We start from the raw sequence: 20,350 nt of genomic DNA, 5'->3' as shown, positions 1-20,350 counted from the left end.
GGTTTTGGAATCAATATGCGGTTCTATGATTTTGCCGCAACCAATAAAATAACTTACTTAACCTACCCCGATCACCAGACCCGCTCACTATGAGGATATTTCTGCTCAGTATTTTGCTTTTTATTAGTTGTCTGGTCTGTGCGCAGGAAAATGTTCCTGACACGGACGATGTTGCGCATATTTCCGAAATGGAGCTGAAAACCTTCAAACGGCGTCTGGAATATGGTGACAAAAATGCGAGGGCAAGTGCTTCACAGAATTTTGAGGTAACCTATTATCGGTGCCAGTGGGAAGTTGATCCCAACATTCGCTATATAAAAGGTGTAGTCACTGTTCATTTCGTAATGAAGAGCGCAGGAAACTCACTCACCTTGGATCTTGCTAATGAACTCAATGTGAGCATCGTATCGCAGCATAATGTTCCCGCAACCTTTACCCACAGCAACAATGCACTGAACATTTCATTGCAGGCTCCGATTGCCGCTGGCGTGAAAGACTCTGTTAGCATTAGTTATGAAGGCGTGCCACCAACTGCCTTTGCTACGTTTGTAACCGGAACGCACGGTCCAAATCAAGATCCGGCCCTTTGGACGCTAAGCGAGCCGTATGGCGCCAGAGACTGGTGGCCCTGTAAAAACGGCCTGGACGACAAAGCGGATTCGATTGACGTTTATCTCAAACATCCTGCGAATTACAAAGGCGCATCAAATGGTCTTTTGCAGTCGGAAGTGCCAGTGCCGGATTCGAAAGTTGTAACGCATTGGAAGCATCGTTATCCCATTGCCAGTTATCTCGTTTGCCTGGCGGTGACGAATTATAATGTCCTCAACAATAGCGTTAATATAGGCGGAACGACGGTTCCCATGCAAACTTATTGCTATCCCGAAAGTCAGGCTTCATTTGCAGCAGGTGCCCAGAACGCAATGAATGCAATGGTTCAGTTTAGCAATCTGGTTGGTGATTATCCTTTCAAAAAGGAGAAATACGGGCATGTGCAATTCATGTTTGGCGGCGGAATGGAACATCAAACTTGCTCATTTATGGTCAATATGGGCGAAAATTTAATCGCTCATGAGCTTGCGCATCAGTGGTTTGGCGATAAAATTACTTGCGGAAGCTGGGAGCACATCTGGCTGAATGAAGGATTTGCAACACATTTTGCGAGCATTTACACGGAGAATAAATTTCCCCTTAACACGCTCAATAACAGAACAGCAGGGATAAATCTGGTCACTTCCCAGCCCGGCGGCTCCGTGTGGGTGGACGACATAAGCAACCCAAACCGCATTTTCAGTCAGCGACTGAGTTATTACAAAGGCTCGCACCTGCTTTACATGCTCCGCTGGATTTTGGGTGATGCTGCGTTTTTTACTGCTGTCAAAAACTATTTGCAAGATCCGGCATTGGCATATGGGTTTGCGAAAACCGCTGATCTGAAAAGCCATTTGGAGGCTGTGAGTGGCAAAAATCTTACCTATTTCTTTGATCAATGGTTTACCGGTCAGGGTTATCCCTCTTATCAGGTCGATTGGTTTCCGAAGGGAAATTCGGTTCAGGTGAAGCTGAGTCAAACGACTTCACATGCGTCCGTCGGGTTCTTTCAGCTCCCCATTCCTTTATTATTTAAGAATACAGGAACCGGTCAGCAGAAACTGGTGGTCCTCGATAACACTAGTAACGGACAAATATTTACCGAAAACCTGGGCTTTGTTGCTGACGCTGTCGTTTTTGATCCTGAAAAATGGCTTGTTACCAAAAACAACACGCTTACAAAAGCGTCCGATCCGCTTCCCGTCAAATTTCAATCGTTCTCGGTTGATTGCAATGGCAGTCAGCCACAACTAAACTGGGTCACATCGGAAGAGGTTAATGCCGATCATTTTGAGATTCATAAAAGTCATAATGCGGTTGATTGGACCAATATCGGTTCTGTGGATGCCAGCGGAACCAGCAAACATTTGAACACTTACACGTTCACTGACGAAGCATTAAATGCTGAAAATCAATATTATCGCATTGCCGAGTTTGATTACGACGGCACCGAGCAGCATTCCCGCATTGTCTACGCGCAATGCCAATCTGCGGAAAGTCAAAAACTTGTTATTTCCCCAAATCCCGTTGACGATAAGCTGCATTTCTCACTTGCGCTGGATTTTAAAGAGCCTGTTTCAACACAAATCTTCGACATTCAAGGTCATTATCTGGAAACCATCAGTGCAAGTTCATCAAAAGAAAACCAGATTGACACTGCGCACTTAGCGCCCGGCCTTTACATTTTACAAATCCACGATGTGGGAGGAAAGGTGATCACAAGTGCGAAGTTCTTGAAACGGTAAAACAACATCCTATACATACATGAATACATTGCTGATGAACTTGAAAGCAAGCCTATTTTTCGCGGCGGTTTGCATTTTTGCATTGACTTTTGATGCAGCCGGTCATTGTGTTTCCGCAAAAACGGCATTTATCCCGACCCTGCTGCGCGGCCCTTATCTTCAATCCGCAACATCCCAAAGCATCGTGATCCGATGGCGGACGTCTGAGCCTTCCGACAGTCGTGTCAAATTTGGAAACGCAGCCAATGCATTAACGAACACGGTCGATAACGGCGCGTTGATTACGGATCACGAAGTCAAATTAACAGGATTGCAGCCTGCCACGCGCTATTATTATTCCGTCGGGACTTCCTCGTTGCTTCTACAAGGCAATGCCGACAATTTCTTTGAAACCGCTCCGGCGATCGGTGTAGTTGCAAAGTATCGAATCGGCGTCTTCGGGGATTGCGGGAACAACTCTGCGAATCAGGTTAATGTGAGAAACCAGATGCAAAATTATCTGGGCAAAAATTACATGAACGCCTGGATTTTGCTGGGAGACAACGCTTACAACAGCGGAACGGATGCGGAATATCAGAGCGGTTTCTTTAACATTTATAAGGATAAATTTTTAAAACAAAACCCTTTGTTCCCATGTCCGGGCAACCATGATTATGCCAACAGCCAGGTCCGGCAAAATGATCACGCAGTGCCTTATTACGATATGTTCACAATCCCGAAATCAGGAGAAGCTGGCGGAATCGCCACAGGAACAGAGGCTTATTACTCGTTTGATTATGGCAACATGCATTTTCTTTCACTCGATTCGTATGGCAAAGAAGACAATGCAACCAGGCTCTATGACACACTGGGAAAGCAGGTCAGCTGGATAAAACAAGACCTGGCGGCAAATGCGAATAAGGATTGGGTGGTTGCTTACTGGCATCATCCGCCTTACACAAAGGGCTCGCACGATTCGGATTCCGAGAGTGAGCTGGTCAAGATTCGCGAGAACTTCATCAGGATTTTGGAAAGAAATGGCGTTGACCTGATCCTTTGCGGACATAGTCACGACTATGAAAGATCGAAATTGATGAAAGGGCATTATGGCTTGGAAAGTGCTTTTGATGCAACGGCGAATCATTTGAGCAAATCTTCTGGCAAATATGACGGTTCCGCTGAATCGTGTCCATACATTAAAAAGTCAGTTAAAAATGAGGGGACGGTTTATGTCGTCGCAGGTTCGGCAGGCCAACTGGGCGGAACACAGGCCGGTTATCCGCACAATGCTTTGCCATTCGCCAACGCCTCACAGGGCGGCGCGATGATTTTGGAAGTGGAAGGCAACCGGCTTGATGCCAGGTGGGTAACTTCCACCGGTGCAATTATGGACCAGTTTACGATGGAGAAAGATGTGAGCAAACGGCAAGCCGTTACGGTGCAAAAAGGAAGTTCGGTGACATTAACTGCCTCATATATTGGTGTTTACACTTGGAGCACAGGCGCCTCAACAAGAGCGATCAGTGTCTCACCAATGGTTGACACCGATTACATTGTGCAGGATCAATATGGTTGTGTGAGCGATACATTCAACGTCAAATCCGCCCCCGCGCTTCCTGTAAAACTCGTTTCATTCCATGGACATTGGCAGGAAAATGCGAACGCCGTTTTGGATTGGGAAACCGCTATGGAAGAAAATGCCGATTACTTTTCGGTCGAGCGTTCTTTTTCCGGACAAAATTTTCAGGAAGCGGGCCGAGTCGCGGCTGCGGGCAATGCTGCTCAGACCAGCCAGTATAAGTGGACGGATCAGAGCATTTCTAAAAGCAATATTGATGTTGTTTATTATCGGTTAAAGCAGGTTGATAGGGATGGAACATTCGTTTATTCAAAGATCATTGCATTGACGAATGCGAATGTGACGGACGATGATTTTGTCGAAATCATTCCAAATCCGTCCAATGCGCAGGATATGAAAATCAGGCTTTCGGATGGGAAAGGCGTCCAAAGCGAGTTAATCCTTTCTAATGTTTCAGGCAAGATTTTGAACCGGTCGCAAATGACATTAACAAACATTCCGAACTCATTTTTACCCGCCAGGCTCGCCCCGGGAATCTATTTTCTTAAAGTCAATCTAAACGGAAAGAGCATTGTTAAAAAACTGATGATTCATTGATTATCTGCATGTTCAAAGTCAATGGCGTGATTTTTTACCGACTTAATGCTTCACCGACCCGACATTGGCATGAACCGGAAACTCAAAATCATTCTATTATTGACATTAATAAGCAGCAGTTTATTTGCACAAAAAATTGTATTCATCGCCGGGCCGGACAGTCATGGAAAAGGTGAACACGAACACATTGGCGGCAGCACTTTATTGGTGAAGGCTATGAATGAGGGTTTGCCTGGCGTTAATGCGGTTTTGATGCAAAATGGCTGGCCAAAAGACAGCACCGTGCTGAATGATGCATCAGCCATAGTAATTTACGCCGATGGGGGAGGTGACCATTTTATTATGCCGCATCTGGCAGAGATTGATCGTCTGGCTAAAAAAGGCGTGGGCATAACCATGCTTCACTTTGCATTGGAAGCGCCGGAAGGCAAGGTTGGAAATTACATGAAAGACTGGATTGGGGGATATTTTGAAATCAACTGGTCGGTTAACCCCGTTTGGGAAGCGGCATTTGCAAGTTTTCCAGACCATCCGATTTCCAATGGCGTGAAGCCATTTTCCATCACCGACGAATGGTATTATCACATGCGGTTTGCAGACAATATGACGAATATTACGCCCATCTTACAGGCGCTTCCGCCCGAGTCGACATTGAAAGGCAAGGACGGAACGCATTCGAATAATCCGGCCGTGAGAGAAGCAGTGCTTGTTAAAAAAGAGTTGCAGCCTGTTGCATGGGCGGTCGACCGGCCCGATGGAGGCAGAGGTTTTGGCTTTTCGGGAGGGCATATGCATAAGAATTGGGGGAATGACAATTTTAGAAAAATAGTCCTGAATGCCATCGCCTGGACCGCAAAAGCAAAAATCCCCGAACAGGGCATCACATCCACCACCCCAACCGAAGCCGAGTTGGACGCATTAATGAAGAAAGTGAATTGAAAATGAAGATGTAGAACCGGAACTTTCATCCAACTTGACAACTTGACAAAATAGATTTATATTTGGTAAAAAGCTATTATAATGAAAACTATGTCAGTCGGAGAATTTAAAACGCACTTTTCGCAGGTTCTGAAGGAGGTTGAGAAAGGGGAAAAAATAGGAATAACATTTGGACGAAAAAAGGAGATTAAAGCTATTCTTGTTCCAAATGATAAACAAAAGGAGCCGAGGACACTTGGCATTTTAAAAGGTAAGGGGGAATTTTTTATGAGTGAAGATTTTCATATAACTACGGAGGACGAATTTGGCGTATGAATTATTTGCTGGACACACACGTACTACTTTGGGCTTTTTTTGAAACTGAAAGATTATCCGATCCCGTAAAGGACATTATTTCAAACACGGAAAATAGAATTTATATAAGTTCAGTAAGCTTTTGGGAAATCTCGATTAAAGTCAGCACAGGAAAGCTTCGTTTAGGAACAACAGATCCGGTTTTGTTGCCTGACATTTGTGAAGGAGCCGGATTTGAAATATTAGCATTGACTGCATCGGATGCCAGCAGCTTCTATAAACTCACTGCAACTTACCACAAGGACCCCTTCGATCGCATGCTGATTTGGCAAGCAATGCTGCATCACCACACCCTGATCAGCGATGACGATAACATACGGAAATATGCTTCGGATGGATTGAAAGTCATTTGGTAATCGGCAAGTGCACTCAAATTTTGCATTATTTCTGCAATTCGAAAAAAAACTCTTGTTATTTATTTGGGTTTAACTTTACTTTGTCTATCAGATTAGTAGGATTCTTCTTGTTAGCCACCAGCAAGAAGGATAGCATTAACATCAATAACCTATGATAGCGATGAATTCAAATTCTTCGAACAAAAAAATTGTGTCCATGGTGGACAATTGCAGATCTCTATTGCATTGTAACACAACCTGTTGTTGCTAACGAAACGCAAGCAAATCAGTTTCTCAGTCGCGCAATCAGCGCGGCCAAACATCACTCTTATCTCATTATGAAAAGGATTAAAACGTTACTAATAGCCACAGGTCTGTCCCTTGCACTTTCACAAGGCGGTTTTTCTCAGACTGCAAATCCAAACGAGGTTGTCATCACAGGCGTACGTTTCGCCTATCCATTGGTTGAAAAGTGGATTGGAGAATACAAAGCTGCCAACCCGCAAGCGCAAATCCGGATCGAGACCAGGACGGTCACTGATCCGCAGAAATATGACCTGCTCGTGGAAGCATACGAACAGGACAAGGAAGTGAAAGAAACACGGGAATATATTTCAATCGCCCGTTACGCATTATTGCCAATCGCCAATGCGAAATCTGCTTTTGCGAAGGAATTTGGGGAAAAAGGCTTGAACGAAAAGACTTACAAGCAGATTTTCTTCCACGATATTTACGCTGAAAAGGACAAAACGCTGGACACGCCTTACACAATTTACACCCGCTTGCAGAAAGCTGGTGCGCCGACCACTTTTGCCAAATATTTCGGTTACGAGCAAAAAGATATCAAAGGAAAAGCCATTGCCGGTGCGGATGAGCACTTGATCAAGGCACTTTTAAAGGACGAAACAGGCATCACTTACACCATTCCGGGACTTGCTTACGATTTGCAAACGCGCAAACCTGCCGATGGAATTTCGATAATCCCTGTTGATCAGGATGGCAACGGTCGCATCTCAAAAGAGGAGCGCGCACTTGAAAATCTGGATAAAGTTCTTGCAAGTGTTGAGACAGATAAGATCAAGAATGTGCCGGTGGAATATCTTCACTTTTCGATCGATAAACACAATTCAAATCCCGAAGCGAAAAAATTCCTGCTATGGGTTGCAGCCAATGCTGACAAAGACTTGCACCAATTCGGTTATTTGAAGCCTGATCCAAAACGCCTGCAAGACGAGAAGGAAAAACTGGAACGCTTCGCCGCTGTAAAATAAAGATGCATTTTATTCAATATCTCCTGCCGCGTATAGACATATGCGGCAGGAAAGCTATATCCCAACCAACGCTTAAAATAACCCCAATCAAGAATGAAGAAATACGTTTACCTGACCCTGTTGTTCACAGGGATGCTTTTTAATGCATATGCACAGGAGGCCGTCACGGGAGTCGTGAAAGATGGTTCCGGCCAGACAATCCCGGGCGCGACGGTTGTAATCAAAGGCACTTCCAAATATGCCAGCAGCGATCTCGACGGGAAATTCAGCATTGCGGCACCCAAAGATTTTCCTTTCACAATCCAAGTCAATATTACAGGTTACGAGCAGCAGGAAATCGACATCTACGAACTGTCGGACGAACCCTCTGAAATTGTTTTGAAAACAGCCAATGTGCTGGATGAAGTGATCGTTATTGGTTACGGAACGCAGAAAAAGGGCGACATCACGGGCTCCGTTTCATCCGTTCCGCAACTTGCATTAAAGCAGCCGATCAGTTCATTTGACAGAGCGTTGCAAGGCGCCGCCGCCGGTGTGCAGGTGACGCAGGTTTCGGGCCAGCCGGGCGCAGCGGTCAGCATTCGCATCCGCGGCGGAAACTCCATCACTGGTGGAAACGAGCCACTTTATGTCATCGACGGTTTTCCGGTTTACAACAGCAATGCAGATGCAAGTTCGGGCGTTACGGCCGGGCCGAGCATTAACGCACTGGCAAGCCTTAACCCGAGCGATATTGAGTCCATTGAAGTTTTGAAAGATGCATCTGCAACCGCCATTTATGGATCGCGCGGCGCGAATGGTGTGGTTTTGATCACCACTAAAAAAGGAAAAGCCGGCCAGAATACATTGACTTACGACGCTTACTACGGAACGCAGCAAGTGCTCAAAAAAGTGGATGTGATGACCAACTCGAAAGACTGGGCAATCCTGAAAAATGAAGCGCGCGCCAACTCGGGAAAAGCGCCTTATTACACACAGGATCAGATCAATGCGTTAGGTGAAGGGACGGACTGGCAGGATGCTGCATTCCGCTCAGCTTCCATTCAAAACCATCAGATTTCGATGACGGGCGGAGATGATAAAACGCGTTATGCCATTTCCGGAAATTACTTCAAGCAGAACGGAATTTTGTTGAATACGGACTTCGAAAGATATTCGGGCAGGATTTATTTAGAACGTGATTTTTCTACAAAATTCAAAGTTGGCGTTAATCTTACCGCAAGTAAAATCAGTGCCCAAGTAGCCAATGCGGGCATTGTGAATGCATTGCTAGGCATGCCGCCGACGGTTAAGATTCGTGATGCGAGTGGAAAATACACGTATCAAAGCGAGTTCGAAACGCCACTTGGCAACCCGATTGCCACTTTGGAAAAGGAAGTGAACCAAACCAAAACTTACCGTTTTCTGGGAAATGTCTACGGTGAATACACATTCTTTGACGGTCTGGTCGCGAAAGTTTCGTTCGGAACGGACATTATTAATAACAAACAAAACCGCTTCATTCCGTCTGACATTTACCAGGGAGCCAACTCCAACCCAACCGGAAAAGCTTATGTCGGAAGCAAATTTGCGTCTACATGGTTGAATGAGAACACGCTAAGTTATTCCAAAACCATTGCCGACAAGCATTCACTGAATATTGTTGTGGGTTATACACAGCAGGCTTTTGAAACTGAAAGTGCCATAGCCGGTTCCCAGGCCTTTATTACAGACCAATTGGCTTACAATGATTTAGCGAGCGGATCAGTTTACACGCAGCCCGAATCGGGCTCATCGGCCTGGGCTTTGAACTCCTATCTAGGCAGGATTAATTATTCTATTGATCAAAAATACATTTTCACTATCAGCGGTCGTGCGGATGGTTCTTCACGGTTTGGTAAGGACAAAAAATGGGGCTATTTCCCATCTGCGGCCTTTGCCTGGAACATTTCGAAGGAAGGTTTTCTTTCATCCTACAAAACGATCAGCAACCTGAAACTGCGCCTGAGTGCGGGTGTGACCGGAAATCAGGAAATTGGTCAATATCTTTCGCTGGCCACATTGGGTTCCAACACTTACTTTTTTGGTGGACAAACTTACGTGGGTTTTGCGCCAAACAGGATCGCAAACCCGGACCTGGGCTGGGAAACGACTGCGCAGTACGATGGTGGAATTGACCTGTCGCTTTATAAAAACCGCATTAACTTCGTCTTTGACGCTTATTACAAGAAAACGACCAACCTGCTGCTGAATGTGCCGATTCCTTACACTTCGGGCCAGACGACCGCTTTGCAAAATTACGGTTCAGTTGAAAACAAAGGAATCGAGCTTGGGATTAACACGGAAAACCTGACCGGCCCATTTTCATGGAACACGAACTTTGTGTTCTCAATCAACCGAAATAAAGTGCTAACGCTGGGCGATGGAGCAGATTACATTATTTCGGGAGCCAACATTGCGCAGGTGGGACAGCCGATGGGCACTTTTTATGGTTATAAAACCAATGGCTTGTTTCAAACGGGTGATGACATTGCCAATCTGCCAACCATTAATCCGGCAACAACCAAGCCCGGCGACCGCAGATATGTGGATGTAAATGGCGACGGAAAAATCACACAGGCAGATGACCGCACATTCATCGGAAACGCGCAGCCGAAATTTCAGGGCGGGCTTACCAACACTTTGTCTTATCTGAATTTTGACCTGAGCCTTTTCTTCCAGGGAACATACGGCAACAAGCTTTTTAACCAAAATAAACAACAGCTCGAACTGCTGACCGGCCAGCAAAACGCATCGCTCGCAGCATATGAGCGCTGGACGCCGACCAACCCGAGTAATGACGTGCAACGCGCTTTCGAAGATCCATCGATCGTGAACACGAGCCGTTACGTGGAAGATGCGTCGTTTTTGAGGCTGAAAAATATTACGCTTGGTTATAATCTGCCGAAAAGCCTTGCTTCCAAGATCCATTCAAGCCAGGTTAAGGTCTATGTTTCAGCAGCGAATTTGCTAACGTGGACCAAATATTCGGGCTTCGATCCGGAGGTTAGCCGCAATGAGCAGAGCACGCTTAATCAGGGAATCGATTACAGCATTTATCCTTCTTCCAAATCATTTCTTGCGGGTTTAAGCATCTCATTTTAAATGGTTAAACATCCATTTCAGCATTAACACAATGAAAAAAATACTCTATATATTCCTTGGCATTTTCACCTTCACTTCCTGCACGGATTTGAATGAAAACCCCGCCTCGCTGATCACCACTGAACAGTTTTACAAAACGGAGAGCGACGCGCTTTCTGCCGTGACAAGCGTTTACAATGCTGCATTGAACAACGGCGGTCTGACCATGTACAACCGCCTTTTTCACCTGGCATTTGAGATCATGTCCGACGACGCCATCGCCGGTTTGCGCGTCACCAATGCGGATGTCCGCACGATTTCGGTGCTTTCGCATTCCACCACAAACGACCGTGTCGATGAGCTTTGGCGCGAGAGTTATGTGGCGATTAACCGTGCCAACATAGCCATCGAGCGCATCCCGCTGATAGAAATGGACGCTACATTGCGCACAAGACTTGTGAACGAAGCCAAGTTTTTACGCGGGCTGCTTTATTTCAATTTAGTAAGATTATGGGGCGATGTGCCATTGGTTTTGACAGAAACCAGCTCATTGGACAAAGATAAAATTGAGGTCTCCCGGACGCCGAAAGAGGAGGTTTACGCACAGATTATTAAGGATTTGACTGATGCCGAAGCATTGCCAAACGCATTCTCCGGTGCCGATGCCGGCCGCGCCACGGGCGGAGCTGCGAAGTCGATTTTGGCAAAAGTGTATCTTACAAGACAAGAGTGGGATAAAGCGGCTGCGAAAAGTCTGGAAGTGATCGACGGGCCTTATGGTTATGATTTGTTTGAAAATTTTGCGGACGTCTTCAATGTGGCGACGAAAAATGGGAAAGAGCATATCTTCTCGGTTCAATGCAAGTCCAATGTGAACGGACAGGGCAATCGTTTGGCCTCTTCTGCGACACCAGTGGGCATTCCGGGCGTCGCTGCGGCTGGCACGGACGAGCCCCATGCAAGTGCGTATGGCATTTTCAGTGAGAAAGATAAGCGTCGCGACGTGACTTTTTTCACCTCATTGGTAAGTCCTACAACCGGAAAGGAAGTCACATTTCCACCGCGTTTTTACAAATATTTTGACCCTGCGCAGATCGGCAACCCTACGGAATCTGCCAAGAACATTCCCGTGATCCGTTTTGCAGAAATTCTTTTGATCTATGCCGAAGCCGTTAATGAAGCAAGCGGACCAAATGCAGCAACCTATGCGGCCGTTAACAGAGTGAGAAAACGCGCAGGGCTGACGCCGCTGGCTGGTTTGACCAAGGACACATTCCGCGAGGCGATTTACCTGGAAAGACGTTTGGAGCTGATGTTCGAATTTCAACGCTGGTTTGATTTGATAAGAACAAAAAGGATGATCACGGTGCTGCATGCCGTTGGAAAAACCAATGCGGCCGAAAAACATTATCTGCACCCGGTTCCGCAACGCGAGCTTGACTTGAATCCGAAACTCGGTCAAAATCCTGGTTGGGAGTAACCCTTCGACTACGCTGAGGCTGACAAAGCCAATTCGATTGTCGCCCTGAGCGTAGCCGAAGCGAAGTGCACAATGCTAACCAACATCAAACATGAGAAAACTAACATTCCTGATAACCCTTTCCGTAACCATTGCTTTCCATAATGCGGATGCACAAAGCGCTGGAAATGCACAAAAAAAGCCGAACATTTTATTCATCCTGGTTGATGATTGGGGTTGGACTGATTTGAGTTTGGCGGGAAGCAAATATTACGAAACGCCCAACATTGACAAGCTCGGAAAAGAAGGTTTGCGCTTTACTCAAGCTTATTCAGTAGGGCCAAACTGTGCGCCTAGCCGCGCTTCGCTGATGACGGGAAAATATACGCCACGTCACGGGATCTACACCGTCGGTAATTCGGACCGTGGCGAATCTGTGGACAGGAAGCTCATCCCAATTGAGAACAACACCGTTTTGAATCCGTCTTTTGTGACGATTGCAGAGGAATTGAAAAACGCCGGTTACAGCACCGGGCTTATCGGAAAGTGGCAATTGGGCGGTAAAAACAAAGGCGCTGATGCACATGCCCAAGGTTTTGAGCATGTCATTGGCGGCACGGGCGGCACCAGTTCCTATTTCTATCCATATAACAAAGAAGGAAAAGCATCGCCGCACGAAGGCATAACGACCGGTGCAACAGGCGAATACATCACTGATCGGCTGACGGATGAAGCTGTCAAATTCCTGGATTCCAATAAGGAAAAGCCATTTTTCCTTTATCTCTCTTACTTCGCAGTGCATACGCCCATTGAGGCGAAAGAGTCAATTATTTCAAAATATAAAGCCAAAAACGGCGACGCCCGGCATAACAATCCCACTTATGCGGCCATGATCGAAAGTGCAGATCAGGGCATTGGAAAGGTGCTGCAAACGCTGGATAAGCTGAATCTCGATGAAAATACGCTGGTGGTTTTCTTTTCGGATAATGGCGGAATGGGCGCTGTGACGACCCAGGCGCCGCTGCGTGGTTCAAAGGGAATGTTGTATGAAGGCGGTGTTCGCGTTCCGTTAATTGTGAAATGGCCGGGTAAAACCAAAGCTGGCACAACCACGGACAAGCCCGTCATCGGAATCGATTTTTACCCCACATTGCTGGAAGTTGCCGACATTCAAAAGCCACTCAATTCCGAATTTGACGGACAGAGTTTCGCGCCGTTGCTGCTGCAAAAATCAACGCCGGACAGAGACATTTTCTGGCATTTTCCTGCTTATCTGGAAGCTTACAAAGGCGATAAGCGCAACAAAGACGCATTTCGAACGAGGCCAACGAGCACCATCCGGTCGGGGGATTTTAAGCTGCACCAGTTTTACGAAGATGGGCGCTTAGAGCTTTACAACATCAAAGATGACATTGGCGAAACAAAGGATTTATCCAAAACAAATCCGGCAAAAACGAAGGAGCTGAAAGATAAGCTCGAAGCCTGGAAAGCCAAAACGAATGCACCTGTTCCAACAAAATTAAACCCTGAATTTTCACCCGCCACGGGCAAATAACGGCTTATGAAAACATTTTTAAAAATCACAGCTTCCGTCATAGGCGGAATTATCTCGATCACAGATTTGTCTGCGCAGCAAAGTCCGCAGCAGCCCTGGAATGGAAAAATCGGTAAAACGCTGCCAGAATCCACGCCTTATAAAATTGAATACAATAAGAAAGCGCCCAAAGGAGCTCCGAATGTGGTTTGGATTCTGATTGACGACGCTGGTTTTGGTGCGACGACTGCATTTGGCGGGTTGGTGGAAACGCCTAACATTGAAAAATTGGCCAATCAAGGTTTGCGCTTTACGAATTTCCACACGACCGCAATTTGCTCGCCGACGCGCGCCGCCCTGCTCACCGGCCGGAATCACCATTCCGCACACGTGGGCCTGCTGACTCCCGCGGCGATCGATTTTCCGGGTTATGACACTTACATTCCTTTTGAAAAAGCAACGGCAGCGGAAGTTTTGCGTGAAAACGGTTACAGCACTTTCGCATTGGGGAAATGGCATTTGACGCCGGTTACAGAGAATTCACAGGCCGGCCCGTTCAATCGCTGGCCAACCGGTCGCGGCTTCGATCATTATTATGGATTTCTGCCGGGGGCAACAGATCAATGGCATCCCGAATTGTGGGAGGATGTGACGAAACTGGACATTGAGCCGAACACCAAACATTTGAACGAATTGCTGGCTGATAAGGCGATCAAATACATAGCCAATCAAAAATCTGTTGACGCGGAAAAGCCTTTTTTCCTTTATCTGGCAACCGGTGCCACGCATTCGCCGCATCAGGTTTCAAAGGAATGGATTGATAAATACAAAGGAAAATTTGACTTGGGCTGGGACAAATACCGCGAAATTGTTATTGAAAAACAGAAAAAACTCGGCATAATCCCGCAAAATGCCGTGCTCCCGGAAAGAAATCCAGGTGTGAAAGAATGGGCGACACTGAGCGAAAAGGAAAAGAAAGCATATGCGCATTTCATGGAAGTTTACGCGGCTTTTTACGCTTACACGGATTATGAAATTGGCAGAATTGTCGATTATCTCGAACAAATAGACCAACTGGATAACACCATGATCGCAGTTATTCTGGGCGACAATGGGGCAAGCAAAGGCGGCACACAGCACGGGACCATTAATCAGCAAATCAACCGTTTACAAGGCGAGCAACGCATTGACGCCATCCTGAATGCAAGCGATCTGATCGGCACGGATGAATCCAGCACGGATTATCCGATTGGCTGGGCTGCTGCTGCAAACACGCCATTCCGTTATTGGAAAGCGGATGCGAACACAGAGGGCGGCACGCGCAATCCGATGATTTTGTATTATCCAAAGCGCATTAAGGAAAAAGGCGGAATCCGGAATCAATATAGCCATGTCATTGATTTACTGCCCACTACACTTGAAATCATCAAAGGGGAATCACCAAAAACGATCAACGGATACAAGCAGGAGCCGTTTGAAGGAACGAGCTTGGCCTATGCTGTCGACAATGCGAAAGCGCCTTCGAGGCACACCGTTCAGTATTATGAAATTGCCGGAGCGCTCTCAATTTACAAAGATGGCTGGAAAGCATCCCGCGGACACCAGGGCGGAGAAGGCATCGAGATTGGTAAAGGTGCTGATCCGAGCGGGAAAAAAGTGGATTTCAGCAAAGACGAATGGGAGCTTTACAACTTGAATGAGGATTTCAACGAACGCACGAATCTTGCCGCAAAAAATCCCGAAAAACTCAAAGAACTGCAAGCCGTTTTTGATCAGGAAGCGAAGAAATACAATGTTTATCCGCTCAAAGATTTCACTGCGCACGACATGCCAGCGGGCAGGACTGTCTACGGAAAAATGCCGAACATCACATTGTTCCCCGGCGTGGACAACCTCGTCGGCGTAAGCAGTCCGCTTTACGATGGTCGCTCGTTTACCGTGAGTGCGGAGGCTGAGATTGTTTCCGGTAAGGAAGAAGGCGTTTTGTTCGCCATAGGAGGGGACAAGAGCGGGATCAGTCTGTTTGTGAAAGACGGCAAATTCCATTACGCGCACAAAACGGCAAAAGATGTTTTCAACGCCGTTTCAGCGGGTGACATTCCAAAAGGCAAAGTCAATTTTAAATTGGTTTACGAACACAACGGACCGGCCGAGGCAGGGAAATCGGTTGGGAAAGAAACGGTTTATCTGAATGACGAAAAGATAGGAGAAAGAAGCTTTACGGCAGCGCAGGCGCAGATTCAAGGCCCGCGGAATATTGACGGAACAGATGTTGGAAGGGATCAGAAAAACGCCGTTTCCGATTTGTATAAAGCGCCTTTTACGTTCACGGGCAAGTTAAGGAAGGTTACCATTGCTTATCAATAAAATCACGGTTGTTCACATGAAAACAAAACTTCGACTGTTACTAATCGCGCTCGTCGCTGCCCACATTTCCTTCGCCCAAAAAAAGCCAAACGTCATCGTCATTCTCGCCGACGATCTCGGTTATGCGGATCTGGGTTGCTATGGAAGCGAAATTCCCACGCCTAACCTGGACAAACTGGCCCAAAACGGCGTGCGGCTGACCAGTTTTTACAACACCGCCAGATGCTGCCCCACGCGCGCGGCCCTGCTGACCGGCGTTTACAGCCATCAGGCGGGCATTGGTTACATGATGGATGACAAAGGCGTGGACCATCCTGGTTATCGCGGACATTTGAACGACAAGAGCGTGACCATTGCGGAAGTCATGAAAAGCGCGGGATATTTTACAGCCATGACTGGAAAATGGCATGTGGGACAAGCAGCTGGAACTGTTCCCTGGAAACGCGGATTTGACCGGTCATTGAATGCAGCGGCCGGTGGTTTTTATTACGGTGCGGGCAAAAATGCAAAGCTGTTCCTGAACGGCGAAGAACTGGCAAATGACTCGGATAAGCTCCCGAAAAACTGGTATACAACTGATTTGTGGACTGACTTTGGTTTGCGTTTTATTGACGAAGCAGTGACGGAAAAAAAGCCGTTTATGCTTTATCTGGCGCACAACGCACCGCACTTCCCATTGCAGGCACCGGAAGAAGACATTGCCAAGTTCAGAGGGAAATATTTGAAAGGCTGGGAGAAATTAAGACAGGAACGCTATGAAAAACAGATCAAACTGGGACTCATCGATCCTTCCTGGAAACTGCCGCCAATCAATCCGAATGTGCCGAAATGGGAAAGCCTGAGCGAGCAGCATCGGAAGCAATATGACGACATGATGGCCATCTACGCGGCGGTAATTTACCGCTTGGATAAAAGCATTGGCGACCTTGTTGAAGGGTTGAAAAAACGCGGCGTGTTTGATGATACGGTGATCCTTTTTGTTTCGGACAACGGCGGGAATGCCGAGCCGGGCATCGAAGGAAAATACGATGGCGACAAGCCTGGCGATGCACAATCGAACATTTTTCTGGGTCAGGGCTGGGCAGAAGCGGCTTGCACGCCTTTCTGGGCTTACAAGCATCACACGCATGAAGGCGGAATTTCATCGCCCGGAATCATCTCCTGGCCTAACGGCATTCCAGCCTCGCGGAATGGCAAGTTTGAAAAACAGCCTGCGCACATCATCGACATTATGGCAACGCTCGTGGATCTGGGCGGAGCAAAATATCCGACGACTTTCGCAGGCCAAGCCATTCAGCCATTGGAAGGAACGAGTCTAAAACCGGCATTCACCGGCAAGCCGATCAACCGCAAAAACCCTATTTTCTGGGAGCACGAAGGAAACCGTGCCCTGCGCGACGGCAAGTGGAAATTGGTCGCTGAAAAAACAGAAAAGTGGCAATTATATGACGTTGAAAAAGACCGGACAGAATTGCATAATCAGATTGACAAACAGCCGGAGCTAGCCAAAAAGCTGATTGCCAAATACGAAGAATGGTATAAAAGGGTTGGCGCTGAGGAGTTTGATAAAACTTTCAAATGGTTTTATGATTATGACAGAGCGAAACAAGAAGCTGTAACCGGAAATTAAGATTAAAGAAAATGAGTCTGAAAACGATCACATTGCGTCGCTTCCTATCCATGCTTTTGGTAGGAAGTGCGCTCATTAACAATGCTTTTGCCCAAAACAAAACACCCAACATTATCCTCATCATGGCTGATGATATGGGCAGAGAATGCATAGGCGCTTATGGGAGCACGTACAAAACGCCCAACATTGACAAGCTCGCAAAAGAGGGTTTGAAGTTCAATTATGCATTTGCACAGCCGCTCTGCACGCCATCGCGCGTTCAGATTATGACTGGAAAATACAATTACAGAAATTATTCAGAATTTGGTCACCTCAATCAAGACCAGAAAACCTTTGCCCATCTTGCAAAAGACGCGGGTTATACAACCGCCATTGCAGGAAAATGGCAACTCGGTGCCAATCAGAAACTGCCGAAGCACTTCGGATTTGACCAATATTGCCTGTGGCAACTAAGCAAGCCACGAAGAGAAGGCGAGCGCTATGCCAAGCCGTTGATTGACAAGGACGGCGAAATCCTGAAAACGACGGACGATGATTACGGCCCGGACATTTTTGTCAATTATATGCTCGATTTTATTGAAAAAAATAAGGACAAAAAATTTCTGGCTTACTATCCAATGGCATTGGTCCACGATCCTTTCCTGCCCACGCCTGACAGTAAAAGCTGGAAAACTGACGTTGCTGGCCGTCACAAAAAAGACACGCTTAACTTCCGCGATATGGTTGCTTACAGTGATAAAAATGTAGGCAAGATCATCCAGAAATTGAAAGACCTGAACATTTATGACAACACCATTATCATTTTTACGGGTGATAACGGAACGGGAAAAGCCATCGTAACGCCATTGCAGGACGGCAGCAAAATTGCTGGCGGGAAAGGATTAACATTGGACCGCGGCCATCACGTGCCGCTGATCGTAAATTGGGGCAAATACAAATATGCAAAGCATGAGCTCAATTATCTGTTTGATTTTACAGACGTGATGCCGACCATCGCCGAGGCCATTCAGACACAGGTTCCGGCAAGCTGGGGCACCGATAAAGGCGTGAGTATTTTGCCGTTGCTAACCAATAAACCATTCCGCGAGCGCGAATGGATTTTCTCACATTATTCGCCTATTCACAGCGAGGGTGCAAACAAGCATGCGGCGCGATTTTTCCGGAATCACCGTTACAAGCTTTATTCTGATGGAAGATTTTATGATCTGAAAGCGGACATTGAAGAGAAACAGCCGATCGCGGCTGGCAAAGCAGGCGCGGAAGGCGAAAAAGTCAGAAAGAATTTTGAAGCAGAACTTGCCAAGCTTCCTGCCTGGAAATTTGGAGATCCGGGCGTTGCAAAAGTCGTTTTGCCAGGCCTGGAATCCGATCCATCGTTTGCGGATAAAGGCGATTGACCGGAAGTTTTGGCGCGTCTGCTTGAACGCGCATGAATGATAGGAAATCCCGACCGGCGGGGCATCCTGAACCTAAATTTTAACCAATAATGAAATTTAAATTATCAATCATTACCGGCCTGGCGCTTGCGTCGGCTTTGTTTTCAGAGACTTTTGCCCAAACAAAACCCAAATACAATGTCCTGTTCGTCGCCGTTGATGACATGAATGACTGGATCGGGCCTTTTGGGGGTTACGAGGGAATTAAAACACCGAATCTTGACAAGCTGGCAAAAAAAGGAGTCGTGTTTAAACGCGCTTATTGCGCTGCGCCGGCTTGTAATCCTTCACGCGCCAGTCTGTTAACCGGCGTGCGACCTTCTACTTCGGGTGTTTATCACAACAACCAGCCTTGGCGGCCCGTTTTGAAAGATGCGGTGACGCTTCCGCAATATTTCACGGCCAATGGTTATGAAGTAAAAGGCGCCGGAAAAATCTTCCATAATGCATTTAATGACGACGCTTCATGGCCGGAATATTTTGACGTGCCTTCCTCGCCCGAACCGCCCAAAGCGCCTGTGAATGGCTTTGCGCATTTCGATTGGAGTCCGGTGGATGTGAAAGATGAGGATATGGGCGATTACAAAGTGGTCAATCAGGGCATTGATTATTTTGGTAAAAAACATGAGAAGCCATTTTTCCTGGCCATTGGCATTACGCGCCCGCATCTGCCCTGGTATGTGCCGCAGAAATATTACGATCAATATCCATTGTCTTCCATTAAGCTTCCCAAAACGATTGCAAACGACCTTGCCGATGTGCCCGAGGCGGGTGTGAAAATCGCCAAACCAAAGGGAGATCACAAGTTCATTGTAGAGAACAAGCAATGGGAAAAAGCCGTGCAGGGTTATCTGGCGAGCATTACTTTTGCCGATGCGCAGATCGGTCGCTTGCTGGATGCATTGGAAAAAAGTGAATATGCCAAAAGTACGATCATTGTTTTCTTCGGAGACCACGGATGGCATTTGGGCGAGAAGGAGCATTGGCGCAAATTTGCGTTGTGGGAAGAAGCTTCACGCGTTCCGTTTATCGTGTATGCGCCAGGGCTTTCGAAAGAGAATTCCATTTCGCAGCGCACCGTCAACCTGATGGATATTTACCCAACACTGACCGAATTGTGTAATTTGCCAGCAAAGAAAGGCTTGGAAGGAAACAGCATTGTGCCGCTTTTGAAAAATCCATACGCCGCCTGGGAACATCCTTCGATCACAACGCACGGGCTGGGAAATCATGCTGTTCGTTCTGAAAAATGGCGCTATATACGTTACAATGATGGTTCGGAGGAGTTGTATGATCATGACAATGATCCGCAGGAATTCAATAATTTGGCAAAAGACGAAAAATATTCAGCCGAGAAGCTCAAATTGGCAAAATCATTGCCAGCCGTTAATGCAAAAGATGCCCCGACAGTTAAGGAGGGCAAAGAATAAAC

Annotated in this window: 13 protein-coding genes; all 13 read left to right on the top strand. The window is 46.8% G+C overall.

The window, feature by feature from the left end; all coding sequences use genetic code 11:
* Nucleotides 1–89: 89 nt before the first annotated feature.
* The 13 genes from LZG73_RS11560 (at nucleotide 90) to LZG73_RS11500 (ending at nucleotide 20,348) form a co-directional block, all read left to right on the top strand.
* Nucleotides 90–2,336 carry a M1 family aminopeptidase gene (locus tag LZG73_RS11560; RefSeq protein ID WP_233849045.1) on the top strand — a complete coding sequence of 749 codons (2,247 nt, stop codon included), beginning with the start codon at nucleotides 90–92 and terminating at the stop codon, nucleotides 2,334–2,336.
* Nucleotides 2,337–2,355: 19 nt separating this feature from the next.
* On the top strand, nucleotides 2,356–4,491 hold the full coding sequence (locus LZG73_RS11555) for a metallophosphoesterase (RefSeq protein ID WP_233849042.1): 2,136 nt from the start codon (nucleotides 2,356–2,358) through the stop codon (nucleotides 4,489–4,491).
* A gap of 45 nt (nucleotides 4,492–4,536) precedes the next feature.
* Nucleotides 4,537–5,430: a ThuA domain-containing protein gene (locus LZG73_RS11550; protein WP_233849041.1), complete on the top strand. Its 894-nt coding sequence runs from the start codon at nucleotides 4,537–4,539 to the stop codon at nucleotides 5,428–5,430.
* 90 nt (nucleotides 5,431–5,520) lie between these two features.
* Nucleotides 5,521–5,745: a type II toxin-antitoxin system Phd/YefM family antitoxin gene (locus tag LZG73_RS11545; protein WP_233849040.1), complete on the top strand. Its 225-nt coding sequence runs from the start codon at nucleotides 5,521–5,523 to the stop codon at nucleotides 5,743–5,745.
* Nucleotides 5,742–6,140, top strand: coding sequence for a type II toxin-antitoxin system VapC family toxin (locus LZG73_RS11540; protein WP_233849038.1), 399 nt, complete (start codon nucleotides 5,742–5,744; stop codon nucleotides 6,138–6,140). The genes LZG73_RS11545 and LZG73_RS11540 overlap by 4 nt, the downstream gene beginning before the upstream one ends.
* Before the next feature lie 317 nt (nucleotides 6,141–6,457).
* On the top strand, nucleotides 6,458–7,390 hold the full coding sequence (locus LZG73_RS11535) for a hypothetical protein (RefSeq protein ID WP_233849037.1): 933 nt from the start codon (nucleotides 6,458–6,460) through the stop codon (nucleotides 7,388–7,390).
* Between the two features lie 93 nt (nucleotides 7,391–7,483).
* A complete protein-coding gene (locus LZG73_RS11530) occupies nucleotides 7,484–10,513 on the top strand; it encodes a TonB-dependent receptor (RefSeq protein WP_233849036.1) in 3,030 nt (1,009 codons plus the stop codon).
* A gap of 31 nt (nucleotides 10,514–10,544) precedes the next feature.
* Nucleotides 10,545–11,972, top strand: coding sequence for a RagB/SusD family nutrient uptake outer membrane protein (locus tag LZG73_RS11525; RefSeq protein WP_233849034.1), 1,428 nt, complete (start codon nucleotides 10,545–10,547; stop codon nucleotides 11,970–11,972).
* Between the two features lie 91 nt (nucleotides 11,973–12,063).
* The gene (locus tag LZG73_RS11520; RefSeq protein WP_233849032.1) at nucleotides 12,064–13,506 is read left to right on the top strand and encodes a sulfatase; all 1,443 of its coding nucleotides are present in this window, start codon (nucleotides 12,064–12,066) and stop codon (nucleotides 13,504–13,506) included.
* Nucleotides 13,507–13,512: 6 nt separating this feature from the next.
* Nucleotides 13,513–15,852 (top strand): arylsulfatase, encoded by a 2,340-nt coding sequence (locus LZG73_RS11515; RefSeq protein WP_233849030.1) that lies wholly within the window; start codon nucleotides 13,513–13,515, stop codon nucleotides 15,850–15,852.
* A gap of 16 nt (nucleotides 15,853–15,868) precedes the next feature.
* Nucleotides 15,869–17,482 carry an arylsulfatase gene (locus LZG73_RS11510; RefSeq protein WP_233849026.1) on the top strand — a complete coding sequence of 538 codons (1,614 nt, stop codon included), beginning with the start codon at nucleotides 15,869–15,871 and terminating at the stop codon, nucleotides 17,480–17,482.
* Nucleotides 17,483–17,493: 11 nt separating this feature from the next.
* On the top strand, nucleotides 17,494–18,879 hold the full coding sequence (locus LZG73_RS11505) for a sulfatase-like hydrolase/transferase (RefSeq protein WP_233849025.1): 1,386 nt from the start codon (nucleotides 17,494–17,496) through the stop codon (nucleotides 18,877–18,879).
* An 89-nt stretch (nucleotides 18,880–18,968) separates the two neighbouring features.
* Complete coding sequence (locus LZG73_RS11500) at nucleotides 18,969–20,348, top strand: sulfatase (protein WP_233849024.1); 1,380 nt, start codon at nucleotides 18,969–18,971, stop codon at nucleotides 20,346–20,348.
* The last annotated feature ends 2 nt before the right edge of the window (nucleotides 20,349–20,350 follow it).

Origin of the sequence: Dyadobacter sp. CY326 (assembly GCF_021390515.1) — a bacterium.
Lineage (GTDB): Bacteria > Bacteroidota > Bacteroidia > Cytophagales > Spirosomataceae > Dyadobacter.
Note: the sequence above shows the minus strand (reverse complement) of the source record. Positions and strands in the feature narration are given on the sequence as shown.